The following is a 20,426-nucleotide window of genomic DNA, read 5'->3' as shown; positions in this document are numbered from 1 at the left end:
TGCGATTGCGGAAAGGTCACGTGATCCATCCGGCCCGGCGATCCCCACAACCAGGTCATCCCCGATCCGGGTCACCACCAGGTCAGAAGCCGTAATGCCGGCCTCGAAACGCAGGATATCCTGGCCCGCATCCTGTTCCACCTGGACCGTGTAATGTTCCGTCCAGTGATGGGTGTAATGTTCGGTCCGGGTCCGGGTCACCCCTTCACCATTGGTATATTGGACCTGGCGCGTCCGCTGTTCCGAACGCTGGCGCTGGCGTGCCTCGGTCACCTCATGATGATCAAGCACACTGTCCGCGCCATAGCCGCGGCCGAACATATAGATGTCATCGCCATCCTGGCCCTGCAGCAGATCCGATCCCGCACCGCCGGAGAGCGTATCATTGCCTGCGCCACCGATCAGGGTGTCATGGCCGGCAAAACCAACCATGAAATCATTCATGTCAGAACCGGCCAATATTTCGCCTTCCGCAGACCCCTGGATAACGACAGTCACAGGAACCGACGTGCCATCGCTGGTTTCTATTGAAGGCCGCGATCCGGTAAACCAATTCCGGATCAGCAGCTGACTTTCTTCCGTCAGGATCAATGTCAGATCATTGTCGTTTTTCAGGAACACAACCTGTTCCGCACTTATCCCGTCCGCCAGGACAATGCGATCTGAACCATCCGCATCCTCAATCACATCCAGACCCGCCTCAGCGGTCAACAGGAAGACATCCGATCCCTCCCCACCGACAAGGGTATCGTTGCCGATCCCACCGTCGAGCGTGTCGTTGCCCTGACCGCCGGTCAGGATGTCGTCCCCGGCGCCGCCGGAAAGGGTATCTTCACCCGCACCGCCGGTCAGCTGGTCAGCGCCATCGCTGCCTTCAAGCACGTCATTGCCAGCACCGCCGTCAAGGACGTCATCACCGGTGCCACCATCAAGAATGTCATCACCAGCCCCGGCTGACAGGGTATCATTCCCTTCGCCCCCTTCGAGCCGGTCAGCAAATGCGCCGCTGGTGAGGTTGTCATTCCCCTCGCCTCCGCGCAGGGTGACCGCTGTATCGGTCCAGGTAAGCGTATCGTCGCCACTTGACCCCATCTGGGCAGTGATTTGGGCCACGTCCTGAACGGTGCCATCGGCGAACTCAAACCGTTCGATCCGGTTTTTGGAGTCCGTGAACCAGTCGGTCAAGGTAATCTGGTCTTCTAGATCCGCCAGGTTCCGGGATTGCGTGTCCCCACTCAGCCCCACAACCAGATCATCTCCAATCCGGGTGACCACCAGGTCGGAAGCCATAATACCGGCCTCGAAACGCAGGATATCCTGGCCCGCATCCTGTTCCACCAGGACCGTGTAATGTTCCGTCCAGTGATGGGTGTAATGTTCGGTTCGGGTCCGGGTCACCCCTTCGCCATTGGTATATTGAACTTGGCGCGTCCGCTGTTCCGAACGCTGGCGCTGGCGTGCCTCGGTCACCTCATGATGGTCTACCACCACATCCTTGCCGCCGCCGCGGCCGAACAGATAGACGTCATCGCCAATACCACCTTCGAGCCGGTCGTTGCCCTGACCGCCATTCAGGGTATCGTTTCCGATCCCGCCGATGACCGTGTCATCCCCGCCGAGTGCATTAATAATGTCGTTATTGTCCGTACCGGCAACGGTTTCACCGATTTCTGTCCCGGCGATCGCGACCTGTACCGTCAACGCTGTGCCATCTTCCAGCAAAATCGGCAATTCAGTGCCGCTGAACCATCCCTTGATGGTCAGTTGATCATCATCCGACAGGATCAGCACAAGGGAGTCGTCCCGTTTGACAAATGTGACGCCTGACGCGGAAAGACCACCGGTCAACACGATCTGATCTATGGTTTCCGCATCCTCGATGGTATCCAGTCCGGAGCCGGCACCAAAGACAAAGCTATCGCTGCCCGTACCGCCGGTCAGAATATCATTGCCGGCACCGCCGCTGAGGCTGTCATTACCGGAGCCACCTAACAGGGTGTCATCACCGGTGCCGCCGTTCAGGGTATCATTGCCGGCACCCCCATCCAGAAAATCATTGCCGGAGCCGCCGTCCTGGGTATCGTCGCCGGCCCCTGATGTCAGTCTGTCATTTCCGTCATCACCCGTAATGACATCATCCGCGTCCCCGGAGCTCAGTGTATCATCACCAAGCCCGCCATGAAGTGTGGCAGCCGTTTCCGTCCAGCTGAGATTGTCATCCTGGTCCGTGCCGAGCAGGCCTACAATTCCGGCAACGCCTATTTCCTGACCGTCGGCAAACAGGAAACTCTCGATCCGGTCCTTGGAATCGCCAAACCAGTTTTGCAGGGTGATCTGATCACCGATTTCCTGCAGGTCTCTCGTTCCGCCAGCAACCCCCAGCCCGACAACAAGATCATCGCCGATCCGGGTAACCACGAGGTCGTCAACGCCGATGCCGGTTTCAAATCTCAGGACATCATTGCCGCCGTCCTTTATGACTTGGACATTGTAATGCTCGGTCCAGTGGTGGGTGTAATGTTCGGTCCGGGTCTGGGTTATCCCTTCGCCATTGGTATATTGAACCTGTCGCGTCCGCTGTTCCGAACGCTGGCGCTGGCGTGCCTCGGTAGCCTCATGATGATCGATCACGAGGTCCTTGCCACTGTCCCGTCCAAAAACATAGACGTCATCGCCAAGACCGCCCATCAAGGTGTCGTTCCCGGCACCGCCAATAAGATCATCCGCACCGGCACCGCCAACCAGGACATCCTCCCCGGATAGGCCGGTGAGACTGTTGTCACCGTCATTGCCCGTCAGCGTATCGGACTGGTTGCTGCCTTTCACATGCTCAATGCTGACAAGCTGGTCACCGCCAGCAGTGCCATTCGCACCGGTTCCTGAAACCAGATCAACCGTCACGCCTTCCGATGAATTTTCATAGCTCGCGAGATCCTCACCGCTGCCGCCGTCCAGAACATCCGCACCATTGCTGCCATGAAGCGTATCGTTCCCGGCAAGCCCCTTGAGATGATCATTGCCCTCGAGGCCATACAACACCTCATCTCCAGAAAGGCCTGTAAGGCTGTCATCATTGACAGTGCCGCGCAAAACGCCAACACCAATCCGGAAATATCCGGTCGATTTGCCCCCCTTACCATCGGTGATTTCCAGGGTTACAATCTCGACCCCTTTGAAGCCGGCATCCGGGGTATATTTATAATTCACCCCATCCAGGATCTCGAAAGTGCCGTTTTCGACAGTCCCGGCCAGAGCCACAGACAATGTGTCCCCATCCACGTCATAAACATCCAACGCACCTGTAACGCTGGTGCCCGGCAGGATCAACAGCGACGGCTGCTGTTGCTGGGCCAGGAGGTCCAGCGACAGAACCGGGTCGTTGTTCCGACCATCAACATAGATTGAGGCATCGGCAAAATTCACTTGCTCAACCGCCTGCAGCACGACCACCTCACCTGTCCCCTTATGGGTCAGCCGCACAGTGTCATTTTCGAGATGTTCGATCTCATAATCCCGGAGATTGCCCTCCAGTACGGCGGTATCCTGGCCGCCATTGCCGATCAGAATATCGTTGCCGCCCTTACCGTAGAGGGTGTCATCAGACGCCCCGCCAATCAGCCAGTCAGCACCGCTACTGCCTTCAATAGAGGTGTTTTCCCCGTCAGCGGATACAGCATTTTCGATGCCGCTGATGTCAATTTCTGTATCATCCGCGAACCGGATTTTCTCGATCCGTTTTTTCGAATCCGCCCAGTCTTTGACCCGGATCACATCCCCCAGGTCAGAAACCGCAGCCATGGGGTTTTCTGGATCGCGAAGTCCGATCAGCATATCGTTGCCATCGCGCTGCAGAACCAGATCGGATGCGATGATCCCCGCACCGAACTTTAGGATATCCTGGCCACCATCCAATTCGACCTGCACATCGTAATCCACATTCCAGGTGTGGGTGTATTCTTCCGTCCGATAGCGGGTAACCCCTTCTCCATTCACATATTCCACACGCCGTGTGCGCCGCTCGGATTCCTGGCGTTGGCGTATTTCGGTCACCTCATGCAGGTCATGGATTTGATCGCGGCCATCCCCCCGGCTGAAGACATAAACGTCATTGCCGGCACCGCCATCCAGGGTATCATCACCCAGGCCGCCTTCGATAATATTGGCGGCACCATCGCCTTGGATCCGGTCCGCATACCGGCTACCGGTCACATTTTCAACACTCTCCAAGCTGTCCTGGTTGCCGTCGAAATCCGTCGGAATAATATCATAGACCGTGCGATAGCCAGTCGCCTGCTTGCGTTCGGTTATCCTGCGCGTGCCCTGCTCGCCGCTCGGAACCGTGCGAACGATGGTTTTCGTGTAGGTATATGCCACTTGGCGCGGACGGACCTCGGTGGCAAAGAAATCATCACCGACCGCATCATTGGTCGAACGACCGGCAGCCAAGTTGACTGACACACCCTTGGTATCATCGGCATAAGACACGGTATCATTGCCCAGGCCGCCCCGGATGACATCATTGCCATCCCCGCCGAGAAGCAAGTCATTCCCCACATCGCCACTCAGGGTATCATCACCGGTGCCGCCATGAATCCGGTCATGGCCCCAGCCGCCCATCATCTGGTCATTCCCGGCACCGCCCATCAGACTGTCGGCACCAAAATCACCATGCATCAGGTTATCACCATCCGATCCGACCAGCGTGTCCGCATAAGCCGACCCCAAGATATTCTCAATAGAGGTTAGCGTATCGCCCTCTGCCTCGCCGCCGGAGCCCTGGCCTGTTGCCAGGCTCACAGTCACGCCATGCGCAGATGCGGAATAGATCGCGGTATCGATACCCGCGCCACCATCCAGTTTATCAGCCCCCTTACCGCCCGTGAGGCTGTTGTCGCCATCGGAACCGGTCAGCGTATCGGCGTGATCGGAACCGGTGACATTTTCGATGGAAATCAGATGATCCCCCTCGGCATCGCCACCCGAGACGGACGGCGTGTCACCCGACAGGTCAACTGTCACCGCGGCGTTGGAATTTCCGTAATAGGCCGTGTCAGCGCCTGTGCCGCCATCCAGCGTATCCGCACCGGCACCGCCATCGAGCACATCGTCACCATCCAGGCCTTCCAAAATATTGCTTTCGGAATCGCCCACCAGAAGGTTGTTCCGATGATCCCCAAGGAAAGTCACAGTGATCTCGTTGCCAGAAGCATCAAAGAAATCGACCTGATGGACCGGTTTGACAAACCAATTCCGAACCGTCAGGCGGTCCTTCATGGAAATAACGGCAACCAGATCATCACCCACGCGGGAGAATTGAATATCCTCACCGGAAATACCTGCACCCAGGATGACTTTGGACCCCTCGCCCTCATCCCGGATGATGTCATGGCCAGACCCTTTTCCGAACAAATAGGTGTTTGCACCAGTGCCGCCAATCATCACATCATCGTCAGCACCACCGACAAGCAGGTCATCATCCACATCCCCAATCAGCAGATCCTCGCCCGCGCCGCCATGCAATTCGTTCTGGCCCTTGCCGCCACGGATGATGTTTGCCTTGTCATCGCCGGTCAGGATGTCGTCATGCGCCGATCCTTCGAGATTTTCGATCGAGACAAACTGATCCCCTTCCGCTTGGCCGCCACTACCGGTGCCGGTGGACAGATCAACCGTGACCCCGGTCTCGGAATCCTCATAGGATGCGGTATCAAGCCCTTCACCGCCATCCAGCAGGTCCGCGCCTTTGCCCCCGACCAGCTTGTCCTGGCCCTCACCGCCAAGCAGATGATCATCGCCATCATCGCCACGCAGCAAATCCGCATCCTCGCCACCAGACAAGGTGTCTTTCCCATCTCCCCCAAAGAGATAGTCACCGCCCTTGCCGCCGGAGATGGTATCATCGCCCTGGTCGCCGGACAGCGCGTCATCGCCTTCAGCGCCGTCGATCACGTCATTGCCGTCATCGCCGGAAATCACATCCCCTTTATTGCTGCCTGTGACAATATCATCACCATCACCCAGCCCCGCCGTCAGGGCGATATTCTTCATGGTGAAGACATCCGCGCCATCGGTCCCGATGCGGGTAACGATTTTCGGCACATCCAGGCTGGCAGTGTCACCGTCGCTGAAAGTGAACCTTTCAATCCGGTCCTTTTCATCCAGCCAGTTTTTCAGCCTGATCTTATCGGTCAGATCGGCAAAGGCCTGGTCACGGTCATCGCCCAGTATCCCGATGACGAGGTCATTCCCCTCAATGGTCATGACAAGATCATCCGCCGAGATCCCAGGGCCAAACGCCAGGACATCATCACCGCCGTCGCCATGCCGGTCATGATAGCCGGTATGATGGAAAGTCCGGACAAAAGTATCTTCGCCACCGCCCTTCACCCAGCGGGTTGTCGGATTGCTGTTTTCCCCGTTGAACTGAGTAATCCAGCGTCCCCGTTCCTGCGTGGTATAGGTATAGGCTTCACGATAACGGTAGTGATCGTTGATCACATCGCTGCCGTCGCCACGGGCAAAATGGTAGACGTCATCACCGGCATCCCCTTCCAGCAAATCGCTGCCGGCCCCGCCAGACATAACATCCTTACCATCGCCGCCTTTCAGAGTATCGTTCCCCGCCAGCCCCAACAAAGTGCCGCCTGCATTCGAGGCGGTCAGGGTTTCTCCGTCTGCCCCGCCTTTAACAGCCATTTCAACCGCCAGTTCGGAACCGTCATTCAACAGGAATTTCGGCCGGTTTTCGGCATTGGTAAACCAGCCTTTGACTGTGACGGAGTCAGCCCTAGAAATCAGTTGCGCCACAAGGTCATTGCCAACCCGGACAAAAGCAACATTCTCGGCGGTGATGCCGTCTCCCAGTTGGACCGCGCCGTCGTCGCCGGTATGGATCACAGTATCCGCGCCGTCACCCAGATTGAAGACATAGCGGTCCGCGCCGCCTCCCCCAATCAGGGTATCTCTGCCCGCGCCGCCAGCCAGCGTATTGGCATTGGCATCGCCGATCAGGCGGTCCGCATGCCTGGAACCGATTGCATTTTCAATGGATTCAAAAACATCCCCAGCCGCATCACCGCCGGAAGCGCTGACCGGATCGGTGGAAAGATCAATAACCACCCCACGGTTAGAGCCTTCATAGGAAACCGTATCCGAGCCCTCGCCCCCTTTAAGGGTATCAGCACCCGCGCCACCTTCCAAAATATCGTCGCCTGCGCCACCGTCCAGCTGGTCCGCACCCTTGCCGCCGCGCAGGATATTCGCCTGGTCATCGCCGGCGAGCTGATCATCGTAATCCGTGCCGATCACCCCTTCGATTCCCATCAGCACATCGCCCGCCGCCGCGCCGGAAACGGATTTATCCGTCAGATTCACGGAAACCGCACTGTCCGCATCGGCGTAGCTTACGCTGTCAAGGCCAGCGCCACCGACGAAAGTATCAGCCGCATTACTGCCAGAGAGAGTGTCATCACCGGCACCGCCATGCAGCTCCACGGATGTTTCACCGCTGGTAAACAGGATGTCATTCCCCGCGCCGCCGACAACAATTTCGGCATTCATTGCCGAAGCATCCAGATTGACCGAGCCGCTGCCTTCCGCAACCACGATATCCATGCCCACACCGGCATCGATATTCGCAATCTCATCCTCCGCATCGACATAGAGAATGTCATCCCCGGCGCCTGCAGAGAATGTGTCAGAGCCTGCGCCGCCTTTCAGCCGGTCATCGCCGGCATTGCCTGTCAGATGGTCATCACCGCTGCCGCCGTCAATCTGGTCATCGCCGCCTGCGCCGGTCAGTGTGTCGTTGCCGTCCTTACCAATCAGTACAGCATCGATATCGGCGGAAACCGAGAGAATATCATCTCCGGCATTACCAATTGCCGCTTCCGCATTAACTGCGGTGATATCCAGAGTAACCCCTTCGTCGCCGTCAACAACGATGATATCCTGCCCCTCACCGGCATCGATATTATCTGTGCCGTCTTTGAGGTCATCCGCGTCGATGGCCAGGATGTCATCGCCTGCGCCGGCCTTCAAAATATCCTTGCCGGTACCGCCGGTCAGGCGGTCTTTCCCGCTGCCGCCCAACAAGGTGTCATCACCATCTTCGCCGTTCAGGATGACGCCTTGCGAGCCGTCTTCGCCGCCGGTTTTGCTGCCGTCCATCTCGTCATCACCGGCGCCGCCGATAATGATGCCGCTGGCCGATGCGTCGATCTCAACACTGAGATTTTCGCTGCCTTGCGCGACCAGAACATTGTCCCGGCCTTCAAGGTCAATCATAGAGAAGGAGGCATCATCATCCAGATCGTCAAAGCCTAGGCCCAGGCTATCATGTTTGAGCGAGACACCATAAACGCCCGCCGAGAAGCGGTCTTTGATCCCCAGCTGCGCAAAACGCGAGCTGTAGGTAATCTGGTTTCCTTTCATCAGCTCGCCGGCCGCCTGCAGCCCCGTCAGTCGGATCGCCGTGATGCCAAGGCGGTGAAGCGCGTGCAGCTCGCCAAATTCGGTAATCCCATTTTGGTTTGTATCGCGCCAGATGCGGACCTTGTCGAAATCCTCATCCTGGGCGTCAAAGACGCCATCATGGTTGCTGTCCTCTGACGCCAGCCAGTTTTGTTCCGGCGCGCCATTCGGATCTTCGGGTGCCAGCCGGGTATAGATTTCGGAAATATCGTTGATCTTGCCGTCGTCATTCCAGTCACGGACCAGAAGACCGTCATTGGCGCCGATCCAGGCTGTTTTCTCCAGATAGCCGTCCTGGTCGATATCGAACAGGACATTAGATTTTTCCGCATCGGTAAGCTCGATGCCATCCCCGCCGAGGTCAAACACAAGGAAGTCGGACTTGGCCTGGTTCTCGCCCAATTCCATCGCTGCGGCCTCAGCCGCCTGATACAGATCATCATCGTGATCCGTGCCGTAAAGCGCGTCTTGAAGGTCAAAAGCATCGCGTGCGACAGTGTCGGTGGCGGTTGCCTTATCCAGACCCAGCTCCAGGGAGCGCTCCAGCATCGCCTCCCATTTCTTGCGCATGGTCGGCCCCTGCAGGTCCATGAAATCGTTGAATAGGGCCTTGTTGTCATTATAAAGACCGAATTGTGCCGCCGCTTTCAGGTCGGTTTGCAGCTGATCGAAAGTGCTGGCGTTAGTGCGCCGCAGGGCGCGCTTCATATAGAGGTCGCCGCCCTCGATCTCCAGGGCGCTGCTCTTCAGGGTTTTCAGGACGCCACGCTTAATCGACTGCTCCGCGCTGGAGAAGGTGCCCGCCGGCGAGCCGTAGCCATGCTCACTCCAGCCGTATCCGCCGCCGCCGGGCGCACGCTTGACCACACCGCCAACAGCCCCGATCGTGCCATTCAACAGGTCGGAGGCTGCTTCACCCAACTGGATGACAACATTGGCATCCAGGCCATTGTCCGTGCCCCAGCCGGACACATAATATTCGCCCTTGCTGTAATTGAAATCGACATTTGCGTGCCCGATCGGCTTGCCGCCGCCACCGCCAAACAGACTGCCGATACCGCCGCCAAGGAAGGAACCAACAAAGGCCGCCACGGCCAGCACTGCCCAACCGGCTGGGTTGGTGGCCAGCGCGGCAGCAGCAGCACCGAAAGTAGCTGTAGAACCGGCAGCAAAACCGGCCCCTAAAGCGACCAGACCGCCATTTACAGCAAACGCGGTCACACCAATCGTCGCAACAGTAGAGCCCACGGCAGAGCCAATGCTGATGCTCTGCGGGTTACCGCTGAAGACGGACATGGCAAGCCGGGATCCCAGATAACTGCCCACGGCACCGGCAATCGCGCCACCGATACTCATCGGATCATAGCTATAGATATTGTTGCCGGCGGCATCGAATATTTCTTTACCCGCAGTATCCAACTGCTTCGTCAGGCCAAAGGCTCCGAAACCGGCTTCGGTGGTCAACACGCCAGCCTCTTTGAGGACCGTGCCGATCCCACCCATGATCAGCGAGCTGCCGGCCGCCTTGAAGGCGGTAGAAATGGCACCGCCCAGATAACCATCGCCCAGAGTATCGCCCAGGACATTGTCAACAACACGGCTCACGCCAAAAGAAACAGCCGAAGAGGTCACAGCGCCGGCAAAGCGGACACCGAATGTGTCCACCGCTTTCGCCAGATCAAGCGTGCTCGTATTTTCAACAGCATCATGGATCACTTGCCCGACATCGCCGCCCAGGGTGCGGCCAAGCGCACCGGAGACAATTCCGACGGCGACACTGTCGCCAAACAGACGCTCACCCAGCTCCTGGAACAGGGCGCCGCCAAGCACACTGCCGACGCCGCGGTAATATTGGATGGAATCGTTATGGACCCGGTAACCGCCGGCCACATAGGTATGCAGCCCTTCGACAGTGAAATTGTAGACGGTGGTGCGCCGTCCGGTCCGCCGGACCCCATAGCCCGGAATGGCTGTCTGGGTGGAGAGCGGCGCACTCAGCTCCGCCAGAGAGGTATATTCCCCGGTCGGGGTCAGGAATTTAAGCCCCTCGGGCTCCGGCAGGTCCGGCACATTGCCAGCACAGGCAGAAGAACTCAGCAGATCATCGCGCAACCCGGAGTCGATGTTGAAAAACAGAACCCGCGGAAGTTGTGCACTCGAACAAACCACCTGACGCATAGCGTCCCCCCAGTAAATTTTTGTATCTCAAGCTGACCGCAGCCGGACGGCGCGGCGCAAAAATATAATTACAGTTCGACGATCTTCATGCCGGAGCCATCCGGCGCCGGAACCAAAGTCTTTACCGACTGGCCTTTGAAGATTTCCTCTCGGAGCTCCTTGACCACTTTATCCGCCCCGCCAAAAGGCGTGATCACATCCATCAGCCAGGCTTGTTTGCCATTGTTCCATTCAGCGGGGGAAATCCGGGCCCCCGCCTGGGCGATCCGGTCAGCCGTGCTGTCATTGACAAACGCCCAGGACGCATAGGCAACGGGCAGGCCCTTTTCGCGCCAGATCCGCGCCTGTCCAAGCGACAAAGGCGGGATGATCAGCCATTCCAGATCCGTGATGAAAAGATGCTTATGAGTAGGCAGCTGGGTCATCAGCCAGGCCACTTCCCCGAGATATTTCAGATGCTCGTTTGCCGCGTCGCCAATCTTGCGCAGCTCTTCCTCACCCTGTTCCCTGAACTCGTCGGAAAGCGATTCAACCTTATCGGCCGCGGCATCCATCTGGCCCAGCGCGTCCGTCTGTTGTTTCATTTTTTCGCTGAAAGCGCCCTCTGCCGTACCGGCTGCAGATTTTTTCGTACGCGTTTTACCTGCGCCGTTCGCACGCGCCTTACCCTTGGTCATCCAAAATGACTCCCCCACCTAAAGACTACCCCTTGGACGGCCCCACCCCTGGGATTAAAAACCGTCCGCCACAAGATCTATAAATCACCATTTCGAAAAAGGATGTCAACAAACAATTAGGTATTATCTTATGTACACGTTTAAAGAACAAACATTAGCAAAAAGCAATCTATTGATGAGCTATTGATCATTGTTCGAAAGTATGTGTATTGGGCCGTCTAGAACCTTTGGGGATATCCTTTTCAGAAACCATTTTTTGGGAATCTGGATCATAGCTGGGGAAGGGTTTGAGATATTGAACCGGGCTCAAAAATTGCTCACAACAGGTGAGACTGCGGGATTATTTCGGAAAATTGGCGTTGGTGGGAAACAGCCGTTCCAATTCGGAAAACCCCACATAAAACACATCGCTTTTGCGACGGCACTCGCTGCCGGAACGGCATATTTCTCTGCGTCCGCTCATTCAAAGACCTGTGCCGAGGACGCAACACAGCCGCATTGCCCCAGCGTTGCTGTTCCGCCGCCTCAGTTTGAGCATGAATCCGACAAAGGAAAGTTCGTTCTTGCGGCTTTTCAATATAATAAATTTGATCAGATTTACACGCATTCCGATCTGAATTTCTGCCGCGGCTTTATCGCTGATTTCCAAAAACAGGCGAATCTGGAACATCGGGAACCGCAGGCTAAATCCGCACAATACGACCAAACGCCATTCACACCCTATCTTGGCAAATGCGGTGGCACGGACTGGCATAGAGCGGAAGGAGCAGCCGGTGGCGGCCCTAATGCAACAGCTTTCTTTTATGGATTTGAAAACCTCAAGCTCTATTCGCCTAAAGGCCTCTCTCCAGCCCCCCATCCGGGAACTCCGGTGGTCTATATGGAGGGGTTGATTGCACTGGGCGCCGACACTCCGCTGAGCACAGAGGAAGCGATTGCTCACCGCCAGGAAACCAAGACACTGGTTTCCGAGGGGTTGACCACTTTTCATAGAAAATCAGGCGGCTACTTTTCACTCGATAAGGAAACCTGCAGGCTGCGCAGGCTGGTCTCTATAACCGATCATGCTTTCTGGAATGCGAGGCTTCCAACGATCGCCGAGAGAGCAGTCGCAGGCGTGAACGGTCTGATTACCTATCAAGGCAAAAACTATATATACGATTTTCAGTATGCTCCGCTTACCGGAGATAAATCCGACAACGATCTTACACTTTACGAACTGACATCCGAGGGAAGTTCGGAAGTGTGCAAATTTTACCAAAACGAGGGAACGCAGGGGGAATAAATGGCAACGGCAACAGAATTAGCAGCAGAGTTTCTTACAAGATCAGATGTCGAAGGCTATGTCGGCAGAATTTACGGTGGCAACAGCAAACATAGCAACACAACTGGCATTGGTGAGGCAACCATCGGAAGCGGCTACGCGTTGGTTGTATATGATGGCAGCAACACCTGGTCCATGCGCGACATAAGCGACATCAAAGCCGCGTTCGCCCATGCAGGCATCACTCTAACCGGCACAATGGAAACAGATCTAAAGACTTTACTGCAACGAAATGTTGATCAATTGAACGGTAAAACCGTTTCTTCTGCGAACGCTCATCTTGATATCAAAGTCCATGATCCAAAAAACGGCAGCCCGAATGCATTTCCCAAAATCACCGCCAATGAAATACAGGCAAGAAAGATCTCTGAATATGTTATTGAACATGACATAAAACCAGCCATCTTTCGAAGGTTGACTGCACTTTCCAAAGGCTCCATGAACCAAAGCCAGGTCATCCAAGAATTTAATAAACTATCCACTCAAGAGCAGGCAGCAATCCTGTCCGTCGGTTACCAAAGCGCAAACAAGCTGGGTCCTAATTTCTTCGCTGCTTTTAAGGCCGGGAACAAGGCGGACATGGCGAACGAAATACGTGATCATACATGGTCCGGCACTGAAAAAGACCACCGAGGACGCGCTACCGGCGATTTCTTCGATACACCTATCCAACAGGATCTTCTCGATGCCTTTGTCCTTGCCAAGATCAAGGGACATGAGAATATCGCCTATCATTCTCTGACCAAGGCTCTGTTGGCTCGAAAATATGTCGTAAACGGGCTGCAAGAAAAGCTTAATTTGGAAGACAGCAATGGTTTACCGGATTATGCCGCGGCCGCACGATATTACGACCTCCTTACCGCAAAACAGAAAGCAGCTGTTGGAGGCACCTTACTGGCCCAAGGCAAGGAGATGCTCGGCAAAAACATGGCCGGAGGCATCAAAAAACTGGTCGATGGCGCGAACGCTGCGGAACGGCTTGAAGGCAGCTTGGCGATCTTTGAAGAGATTGCCTTTGGATCTTTCGCATTCAGTAAGATAGCGCGAAACAATCCCGGTGTTGACGAGTTGATAACTCTCCAGACCAGGGAAATTGCACGGCTGGAAGATGCCAAACATTTCAATCCGATGTTTGACACCAATCTGGACGCACAATCCCTCAACCAGATGCTGGACAATCTGATCAACATGGGGAGCACGTACAGCACCAGGTTGGCGACTTTGGGCTTTTCGAAGGACCAAATCATCGGGCTGTTCCGAAAATACCTCTTTAATGAGGAAATCATTAAGAATGACCCCAATCTGCTCCCCCAGGAGAAGCAGGCGTTACTCCGGAAAGCCGAAGTCACCCGCAAACTCTTGAGTGACAAAGGCTCCGAACTGCCACTGAAACGGTGTTTTGCAGCAGGCACAATGATCTCATTGGCCGATGGCTCATATAAGCCGATTGAGGAAATCAGAATTGGTGACGAGGTACTTGCCTTTGATCAAGACCATCAGGATTCAAACAGTCCCCTGGTCGCGCGAAAGGTAACAAAACTGTTTGTTTCTCACGACAAGCTCGTTATCAACTTTCACGGCGTCAAGGTCACCCCCGATCACGTAACCTTGTGCGGAGAAGGCCCCCAGGAAGGCAGGTTCATGCCCCTGATCGACATCATCCGTTCCGATGGCACCGTGGTTCTGCAGAACGGCACCTCGGTGCGCGCAGCGACCAACTTCCCGGTCGGCAGCATTGAGGATAGGCTTGTTCAGGTGAATTATCTGACAGACCCGGTAAAAAGAACTTTCCACTATGGCAAGATTCGCGCCGGGACTTTGCTTCTGCGCAATGATGGAAGCACAGTTTCTGTGCTGGATTGCATTCGAGCGCAGGGCAAGGAGCTGCGCTTGGATGGCCTGCTGCAGGACCAAGCGGAGCAAACCCCTCCGGAGCCGCTAATGTGGGCGGGTGACCTACCAAAGCCAGAGGATTATATCCTGCAACTCAGCAATCTGACCCGCGATGAGCTGACATTTCACGAAGCCGCCCAGCCACGCCATTAGGCGCGGGCAAGCCGTAAATATGAGCACGGCATGGAGCGATGTACGCCAACGCTCCATGCCGATACAGCCGATACATCGGACAATCACTCAGCCAGGGAATATTGATCCGGCTCCCCCATATCCCACCAAGCAGCAACCACATTCCCCTGCACATTGACGAAACGGCCGTCTGAGCGCAGGTGATAGCCGCGCTCCTCCATCATTTCTCTGATGGAATAGACGCGACCATTCTTCTCGCCATAGGGCGTGCCAGCCCGCATATGCACAATGGCGACGCCTGCATCTGTCTGATGCCCGACCGGTATGACCTGGTCATCCGCACCGCCGACCGGACAGCCTGTGCGGGCGCGCAGCGCCTGCCCGTCAGCGCCAACCACCATGCCATCCTCCGCCAGGATATCAGCCAGTTTTTTAAAGGATCCGTCGGGGGTGAGGAACTGATGGCCTGGGGTCACTTCAATTCCGTGGAAGCTCAACACTTCCTGCCCTTCGGTTTTGTGCAGCTGTGTGACCCGGCCAGGAACAGTTGCATCCTCGGGACCGGTATAGGCAGCCACCTCATCTCCCAGTGAGATCTCTTCGATCGGCATAAATCCGCCATCCGCCAATTCGATGGAGGTGCCCGCCGCGAAACAATGCGAATATCGCTTGCTTCCGTCCGGATTTTTCGATGCATCCAATTTGCTCTTATCAATCACCTGACCGTTGGCATCAAGCTCAGGCAGCCGATCCTGATCCCCCGGGGAGGATTCAAAAAACCCCTCATCCGGATGCACTTTGTCATAATCTTTGTAACCTGCCTCATCCAGCAACGTCCGATAGGCGGTATTGCTGTTATATTGGGCTTTCGTAAAAGTCGGCTGCTCATCCCGTCCGTGGGTATGGACCCTGGAATGTCCAGGTCCGGTCAGTTGATAGTCAAACTTGTCTGAGTATTTTGCCGCCGCCCCGCGGAACAGGTTCCATGTCTGCTCAGTGTTTCGGCCTTGATTTAAAGGAATTTCGACCCAGTTGCTTCTGTCTTCGGGCCCCATGGCAAGGCGAACGCCGCTTTGATAACTACCATTGGCGTCATAAAATACTTCCGTGATCATCAGATTGTCGCCGCCCATGAGCACACCATGTTTGGGATAGCCATGAAACTCTGCGCGCACGGTGCCCGCACCGTCGACCAAAATCAGATAGTTGTGCTGTCCAACCCCCGCAGTGAAAGGCACGTCTTTTTGCCCGCCATAAATCTTCCAATCAACGCCAATCTGTAACGATGCCATTTGTTATTCCCCCGAGTTAAAATCTTTGCCGAATTCGTTCATCCCAAGATCGGAAACGGATACAATCGTCCGGACTTGCCCCTGTTCCGAAAGGAACAGGATCGACCATTCAACAGGCTGGAACATTGGTTCATCCGAGGATTTCCAGCTGATGCTGATCGGTCCGCCTGAATAAATCTGTTTGCAGACCATAAACCGATCAAAGCGGCCGCCCTGCATTTCCCTGTAACTTTCACAAAAGAACCCTTCCCGCCGCAGCCATCCGGCTGCGTCTTCAAATCCAGCGCTGGCCTCAACCGGGTGTTCCGAAAGCCAGTCCCGAAGAAGGCTTCGTGCCTTTTCCAGGCTCTGCTTCCGGGTCGCCGCAAATTCGGCATCACCGGGTTCATAGCTATAATAGGCAGATGCCGTGTCAGACAGGCTTTCAAACCAGATATCCCGCACAACACGTGGCTGATCCGCGCAGGAAGACAGCAGCCCCAGAAATAACCACGCCAGAAAAGCAGAATTGAAAAAACGCTGTCCGCGCGCCTTGAGAAACGGAATGAGACTCTTGTGCTCTATCATCTCCAGGTCCCCCACACCCCCCGCAAATCCCCCAGATAGGGTCTTGCCGTTTCCAGGATCTCGCGATGGTCTAACTCTTCCGGCTCCACCATGCCCTGGTTCGGGTTGCCAAGCACCCAGACAAGCCCGGCGATCAGGCCGGCCGCCACCTGCAAGGTGGTGGCATTGGCATGCGGGACCGCCTTTCGCGCATCGGCAACATCCAGAGTGGAGCCGAACCAATAAACGTTGTCAGATCCTTCCCGGATGATCAGCGCCCCCAATTCATCCACTCCGCCGTCAATTTCCGTCATCAGTACCCGCATCGGCACCTCATCACCCAGATAGCGGTGACAATGAAGCGAAGCGATCGCCAAATCACAGGGCTGATAGGCAAAAAGCACGGTGGGCTGCCAATATTCACCGGTGATTTGGTCGGTGCCGGACAGGAAATCCGCGGTAGAGAAAGTTTCTTCATGCGGCAGCACAAAGGCGGCAAAATCCCCACAAGATGGCAGCCAGCTTTTAACATGATAATCCTGGGCCCGTCCCGGCATCGTCACGGTCCGGCAACCGCCTTCGAATGAAACCTCCGCGCCTGCCACCATTTTCTCGTGACTGCCCCAGGCAAAAGAAGGTGGATCGCAGGCCTCTTCGATCAGGCCTTCCACGGACCAGGTATTGACCAATTCCCCCGGCTGGCGGCCCTGCCCGGAATACTGGCTATCGCGCTCGGAAAAATGGACCGCCTGCAGCTTAAGCGTCTGCGCCAAGGCCGACCAGTCTCCAGGCACAGACCGATCATCCGCCAGGAGCCCCTCTGCCACCGCAACATCCACCAGGGCCTGTTTCGCGAAATGCGAGACCAATCCCGGATTGGCACCATGGGTGATCAGGGCAGTTGCCCGTTTGGGGAGCCCTTCGCGCATTTCTACATGCGCGGCCCGCAACCGGCTCACCGGGGCAGGCACCGGCGCATCCCGCCATTCTTCGGAGCTGGTATCGATATAATCGATGCCATTTTCCAGGCAGATCCTGACCAAGTCGAGAGAGCCGACCCCTTCGGTCAGATTGACAAGGCAGTCTCCCGCCGCGAGCAACTGCCGCAGCCTGGCCTCCAAATTGCCGCGCTCCAGATGAAAAACCTCATGCGCCACACCCCAACCGTCGCGCAAAGGCGCATTACGGTCATCGTCAGACAGGATCATCACCTGATCCGGCCGAACATCCACATGCTCGAAAAGAAGCGGTAAAACCGTCACGCCGATGCTGCCGAAACCCAGCACCAGAATCCGATCACCACGAAACACGGCTTTGCCCACGAAACCCCCTGCCATACGGCGCATCCACCAAAGCAGCCATCACAGAAAGCAAGCTAATATGCGGTATCCGCGCACGCAAGGCCACAATGCGAATTCATCTCAATTCCGCTTGCAAAATCACGCTGGAATGATAACCGGGTGTTAAACAATCAGCCTCGTTTTAGACGCAAGGACCCCCCAGCCCCATGACCGCCATGCCTCAGATTGCCAAGGACCTGATCGGCGCGCACCGGATCGCCGATGTGTTTCCGATGCGCAAAGACTACCGGAATCGGGTTTGGCGGGTGGTCGGCGGTAATCAGGACCGCTATATCGTCAAACGGTTTGATAATCGCATTGTGTTTGAAAACGAGTTGATCGCCGTCCACACGCTCAACCGGCTGGGGCTGCCCTGCCCGGAGATCCATTCAACCGGCGGCTTAACGGTTGTCTATCTCGACAGCGGAGGACGCGATCTCCGGCATTTTGGCGCTTCCGCGGTTCGCCAGGCCGGCTTTGCCTTGCGCCGGCTTCATGACGTTCCAGGCGAAGTATTTGAGGAAACAGCGTTGCAGATCCCGACCCAGCCCAATCAGGCCCGGATCATCGCGGAACGAAACGGATATCCTCACCGAACCGGTACCGTCTGGTGCCATGGCGATTTTCATCCGGGAAACATCTTGTTTGATGGGAATGGCCAATTTCTCCATATGATCGATTTTGAAGATTTTGCGCCGGGCGATCCGCTGGCGGATCTCGCCATTGGATGTGTCGAATTTGCCAGCCACCGCCCGAACGAAGCCAGCCGGATTATCGGGGCTTTGTGCGGTGGCTATTTTGATACGGCCGAGAGGGATGCACGGTTTGAGGAATGGCAGGATCCCGAGATCCGTCTCCTCCTGGTTGAAGCGGCGTTCCAGATCGTGGAATCCTGGGCCCGCGCCAATCGCCGGCAGGATCTCATCACCTGGTATGCGGGTTCAAAACCCGCGATCCTGAAAGCCATTGCCTGAACGCCTGGTTTCCGGCGGTACAAATTCTGGCGGATTAATCCGGTATAGTCTGCTGTCCTGAACGAACCAACCCCATCAACTCGCAGGTCTTGCACTTTCCACATTCAACGGCCATTCCATCCGCCTGCCATTCGGGGGTCCGGCAGGTCCAGCATAAATCCACCAGTTCCTGCCCCATATAGGCCATCTGATCCGCCTTGGGAATGATCGGCAATTGAAAATAGCGGGGAGGTAAATGGGGAAAAGAAGCTGCTTCGGTAGCGTTGAGCATATGCCCAAGATGTTCGTCGTCCGACAAATCCTCCTTGGATAAATCCTCCAGTTCTTCTTCCAGGCAGGTCCCGGTTGTCCAGCGATCCACACTATGGCCTCGAACATGCGCAAAAGAACGCGATATGGCCCCGGCCTCAAAGGCCACCGTTACATCATCCATGCCAAAGCCCAGGAATTTCCGGCGATCCACAGCGGATTCGGTGTATATGAAATCCCGATGCCTATGGCGCAGATATTCAATGATCTCCCTGCAGGCCCGGTCTTCCGCCCGGTCGCGACCCTCAAGGTTCATCATATGGAGATGATGGGCGATAATCTCATCGTCTGACTCCCGAAGCAGACGATCGAGTGCATACACGCTGTCGATGCCCCCTGAAAACATCACCAGAGTAACTTGTTTGCGGCGCGTCACCAGCCGCTGGCGCCCTTCCGTCCGAGTGACCGAAAGCGATGTGCGTACCGTTCCGGGCTCTTCCTCGAAAGGGTTCTCTTCCATGGCGGCAGGATGAACCGTGATCGGGTACCAGTTTTCACCGTAATGCAGCAGAGTCTCCTGGCCAGGCTTGCGACAGATGCAAACCGGCGCGTCATATCCCGTCTGCTCCGGCGCGAGCCATTCAAGCCGCTCCATATTCAGTGCCTGCAGCCGTTTAGCCAACTGACCATTGCTGACAGGCTTTAAGGGAACTTCGACTCTCGTCACCGCACCATCATCGTCTATCCGCAACATTTCCAGCTCTTGCGGCAAATCATGGTCCCGCCCCGGCCAGGTGGTACGGCGCAGATATACAAAAGGTTGGCCGCCATCCTCACAGACCCGTGGCAGACTGAACTGGCTATGCGCCTCCTCATTCAGCAGCCATGCGGTGTCATATTGTGGAAGGAAAAGCCATCCCCCGGGTGAAAGCCTTTCTATCAACCGCGACACCGCAGCCTCCCGCGCGCTTTCATCCTCCAGATGGGCCAGCAAACCATTGGTGCAGATAATTGCATCAAACTGCCCCAATTCAGGGTCCAGATTCAGCACATCGCATTGCCGATATTCTATGTCAGCCACATCCGCGGCTTGAGACCGGCGTGCTTCCTGGATTGAGGCTTCGGAGGGATCGATCCCCACCACCTGATAGGCACCGCTTGCGGCAATCACACGCGACATAAGACCGATACCGCAGCCTACATCAAGCACACGCCCCTTTTCGAGCCGGTCTTCAAGCAGATCGACCAGAGGTTGAAAATGCGCCAACACCTCGTGCTTGTCGCCATGAATGGCGGCATACCAGGATGCCATGGGATCATAGGCCGCAGCCATCGTTAACTGACCTCCG

Annotated in this window: 9 protein-coding genes; 3 read left to right on the top strand and 6 right to left on the bottom strand. The window is 56.1% G+C overall.

The genetic code is table 11. The annotated features are described in order from the left end of the window. Positions 1 to 10,650: calcium-binding protein (locus DFP90_RS20625; RefSeq protein ID WP_245957138.1), on the bottom strand; the 10,650-nt coding region annotated here is incomplete at its 3' end. 68 nt (positions 10,651 to 10,718) lie between these two features. After that, positions 10,719 to 11,327, bottom strand: coding sequence for a toxin-activating lysine-acyltransferase (locus DFP90_RS20620; RefSeq protein ID WP_115939039.1), 609 nt, complete (start codon positions 11,325 to 11,327; stop codon positions 10,719 to 10,721). Positions 11,328 to 11,583: 256 nt separating this feature from the next. Here DFP90_RS20620 and DFP90_RS20615 point away from each other — a divergent pair, with 256 nt between their 5' ends. Beyond that, a complete protein-coding gene (locus tag DFP90_RS20615; protein WP_115939037.1) occupies positions 11,584 to 12,612 on the top strand; it encodes a hypothetical protein in 1,029 nt (342 codons plus the stop codon). Further along, positions 12,613 to 14,697, top strand: coding sequence for a hypothetical protein (locus tag DFP90_RS20610; protein ID WP_115939035.1), 2,085 nt, complete (start codon positions 12,613 to 12,615; stop codon positions 14,695 to 14,697). Between the two features lie 83 nt (positions 14,698 to 14,780). On the opposite strand, the gene DFP90_RS20605 is transcribed toward DFP90_RS20610, so the two are convergent. The 3 genes from DFP90_RS20605 to DFP90_RS20595 are packed head-to-tail and all read right to left on the bottom strand — an operon-like array spanning position 14,781 to position 17,851. Next, positions 14,781 to 15,968 (bottom strand): Hint domain-containing protein, encoded by a 1,188-nt coding sequence (locus DFP90_RS20605; protein ID WP_115939033.1) that lies wholly within the window; start codon positions 15,966 to 15,968, stop codon positions 14,781 to 14,783. 3 nt (positions 15,969 to 15,971) lie between these two features. Next, positions 15,972 to 16,535 (bottom strand): hypothetical protein, encoded by a 564-nt coding sequence (locus tag DFP90_RS20600; protein WP_115939031.1) that lies wholly within the window; start codon positions 16,533 to 16,535, stop codon positions 15,972 to 15,974. After that, positions 16,532 to 17,851: a saccharopine dehydrogenase C-terminal domain-containing protein gene (locus DFP90_RS20595; protein ID WP_181905483.1), complete on the bottom strand. Its 1,320-nt coding sequence runs from the start codon at positions 17,849 to 17,851 to the stop codon at positions 16,532 to 16,534. The genes DFP90_RS20600 and DFP90_RS20595 overlap by 4 nt, the downstream gene beginning before the upstream one ends. A gap of 170 nt (positions 17,852 to 18,021) precedes the next feature. Here DFP90_RS20595 and DFP90_RS20590 point away from each other — a divergent pair, with 170 nt between their 5' ends. After that, positions 18,022 to 18,828 (top strand): phosphotransferase enzyme family protein, encoded by an 807-nt coding sequence (locus DFP90_RS20590; protein WP_115939027.1) that lies wholly within the window; start codon positions 18,022 to 18,024, stop codon positions 18,826 to 18,828. A 34-nt stretch (positions 18,829 to 18,862) separates the two neighbouring features. Here the strand turns inward: DFP90_RS20590 and DFP90_RS20585 are convergent, their stop codons facing one another. Beyond that, positions 18,863 to 20,410, bottom strand: coding sequence for a class I SAM-dependent methyltransferase (locus DFP90_RS20585; protein ID WP_115939024.1), 1,548 nt, complete (start codon positions 20,408 to 20,410; stop codon positions 18,863 to 18,865). Positions 20,411 to 20,426: the final 16 nt, after the last annotated feature.

Source organism: Aestuariispira insulae, from assembly GCF_003385955.1.
Lineage (GTDB): Bacteria > Pseudomonadota > Alphaproteobacteria > UBA8366 > Aestuariispiraceae > Aestuariispira > Aestuariispira insulae.
This window is presented reverse-complemented; position numbering and strand designations above follow the sequence as displayed.

What these genes read in the sequence shown, in the direction of transcription:
- DFP90_RS20620 (WP_115939039.1), bottom strand. Translation starts at nt 11,327, where the DNA reads ATGACCAAGGGTAAGGCGCGTGCGAACGGCGCAGGTAAAACGCGTACG.
- DFP90_RS20610 (WP_115939035.1), top strand. Translation starts at nt 12,613, where the DNA reads ATGGCAACGGCAACAGAATTAGCAGCAGAGTTTCTTACAAGATCAGAT.
- DFP90_RS20605 (WP_115939033.1), bottom strand. Translation starts at nt 15,968, where the DNA reads ATGGCATCGTTACAGATTGGCGTTGATTGGAAGATTTATGGCGGGCAA.
- DFP90_RS20600 (WP_115939031.1), bottom strand. Translation starts at nt 16,535, where the DNA reads ATGATAGAGCACAAGAGTCTCATTCCGTTTCTCAAGGCGCGCGGACAG.
- DFP90_RS20595 (WP_181905483.1), bottom strand. Translation starts at nt 17,851, where the DNA reads ATGGCAGGGGGTTTCGTGGGCAAAGCCGTGTTTCGTGGTGATCGGATT.
- DFP90_RS20590 (WP_115939027.1), top strand. Translation starts at nt 18,022, where the DNA reads ATGACCGCCATGCCTCAGATTGCCAAGGACCTGATCGGCGCGCACCGG.
- DFP90_RS20585 (WP_115939024.1), bottom strand. Translation starts at nt 20,410, where the DNA reads ATGGCTGCGGCCTATGATCCCATGGCATCCTGGTATGCCGCCATTCAT.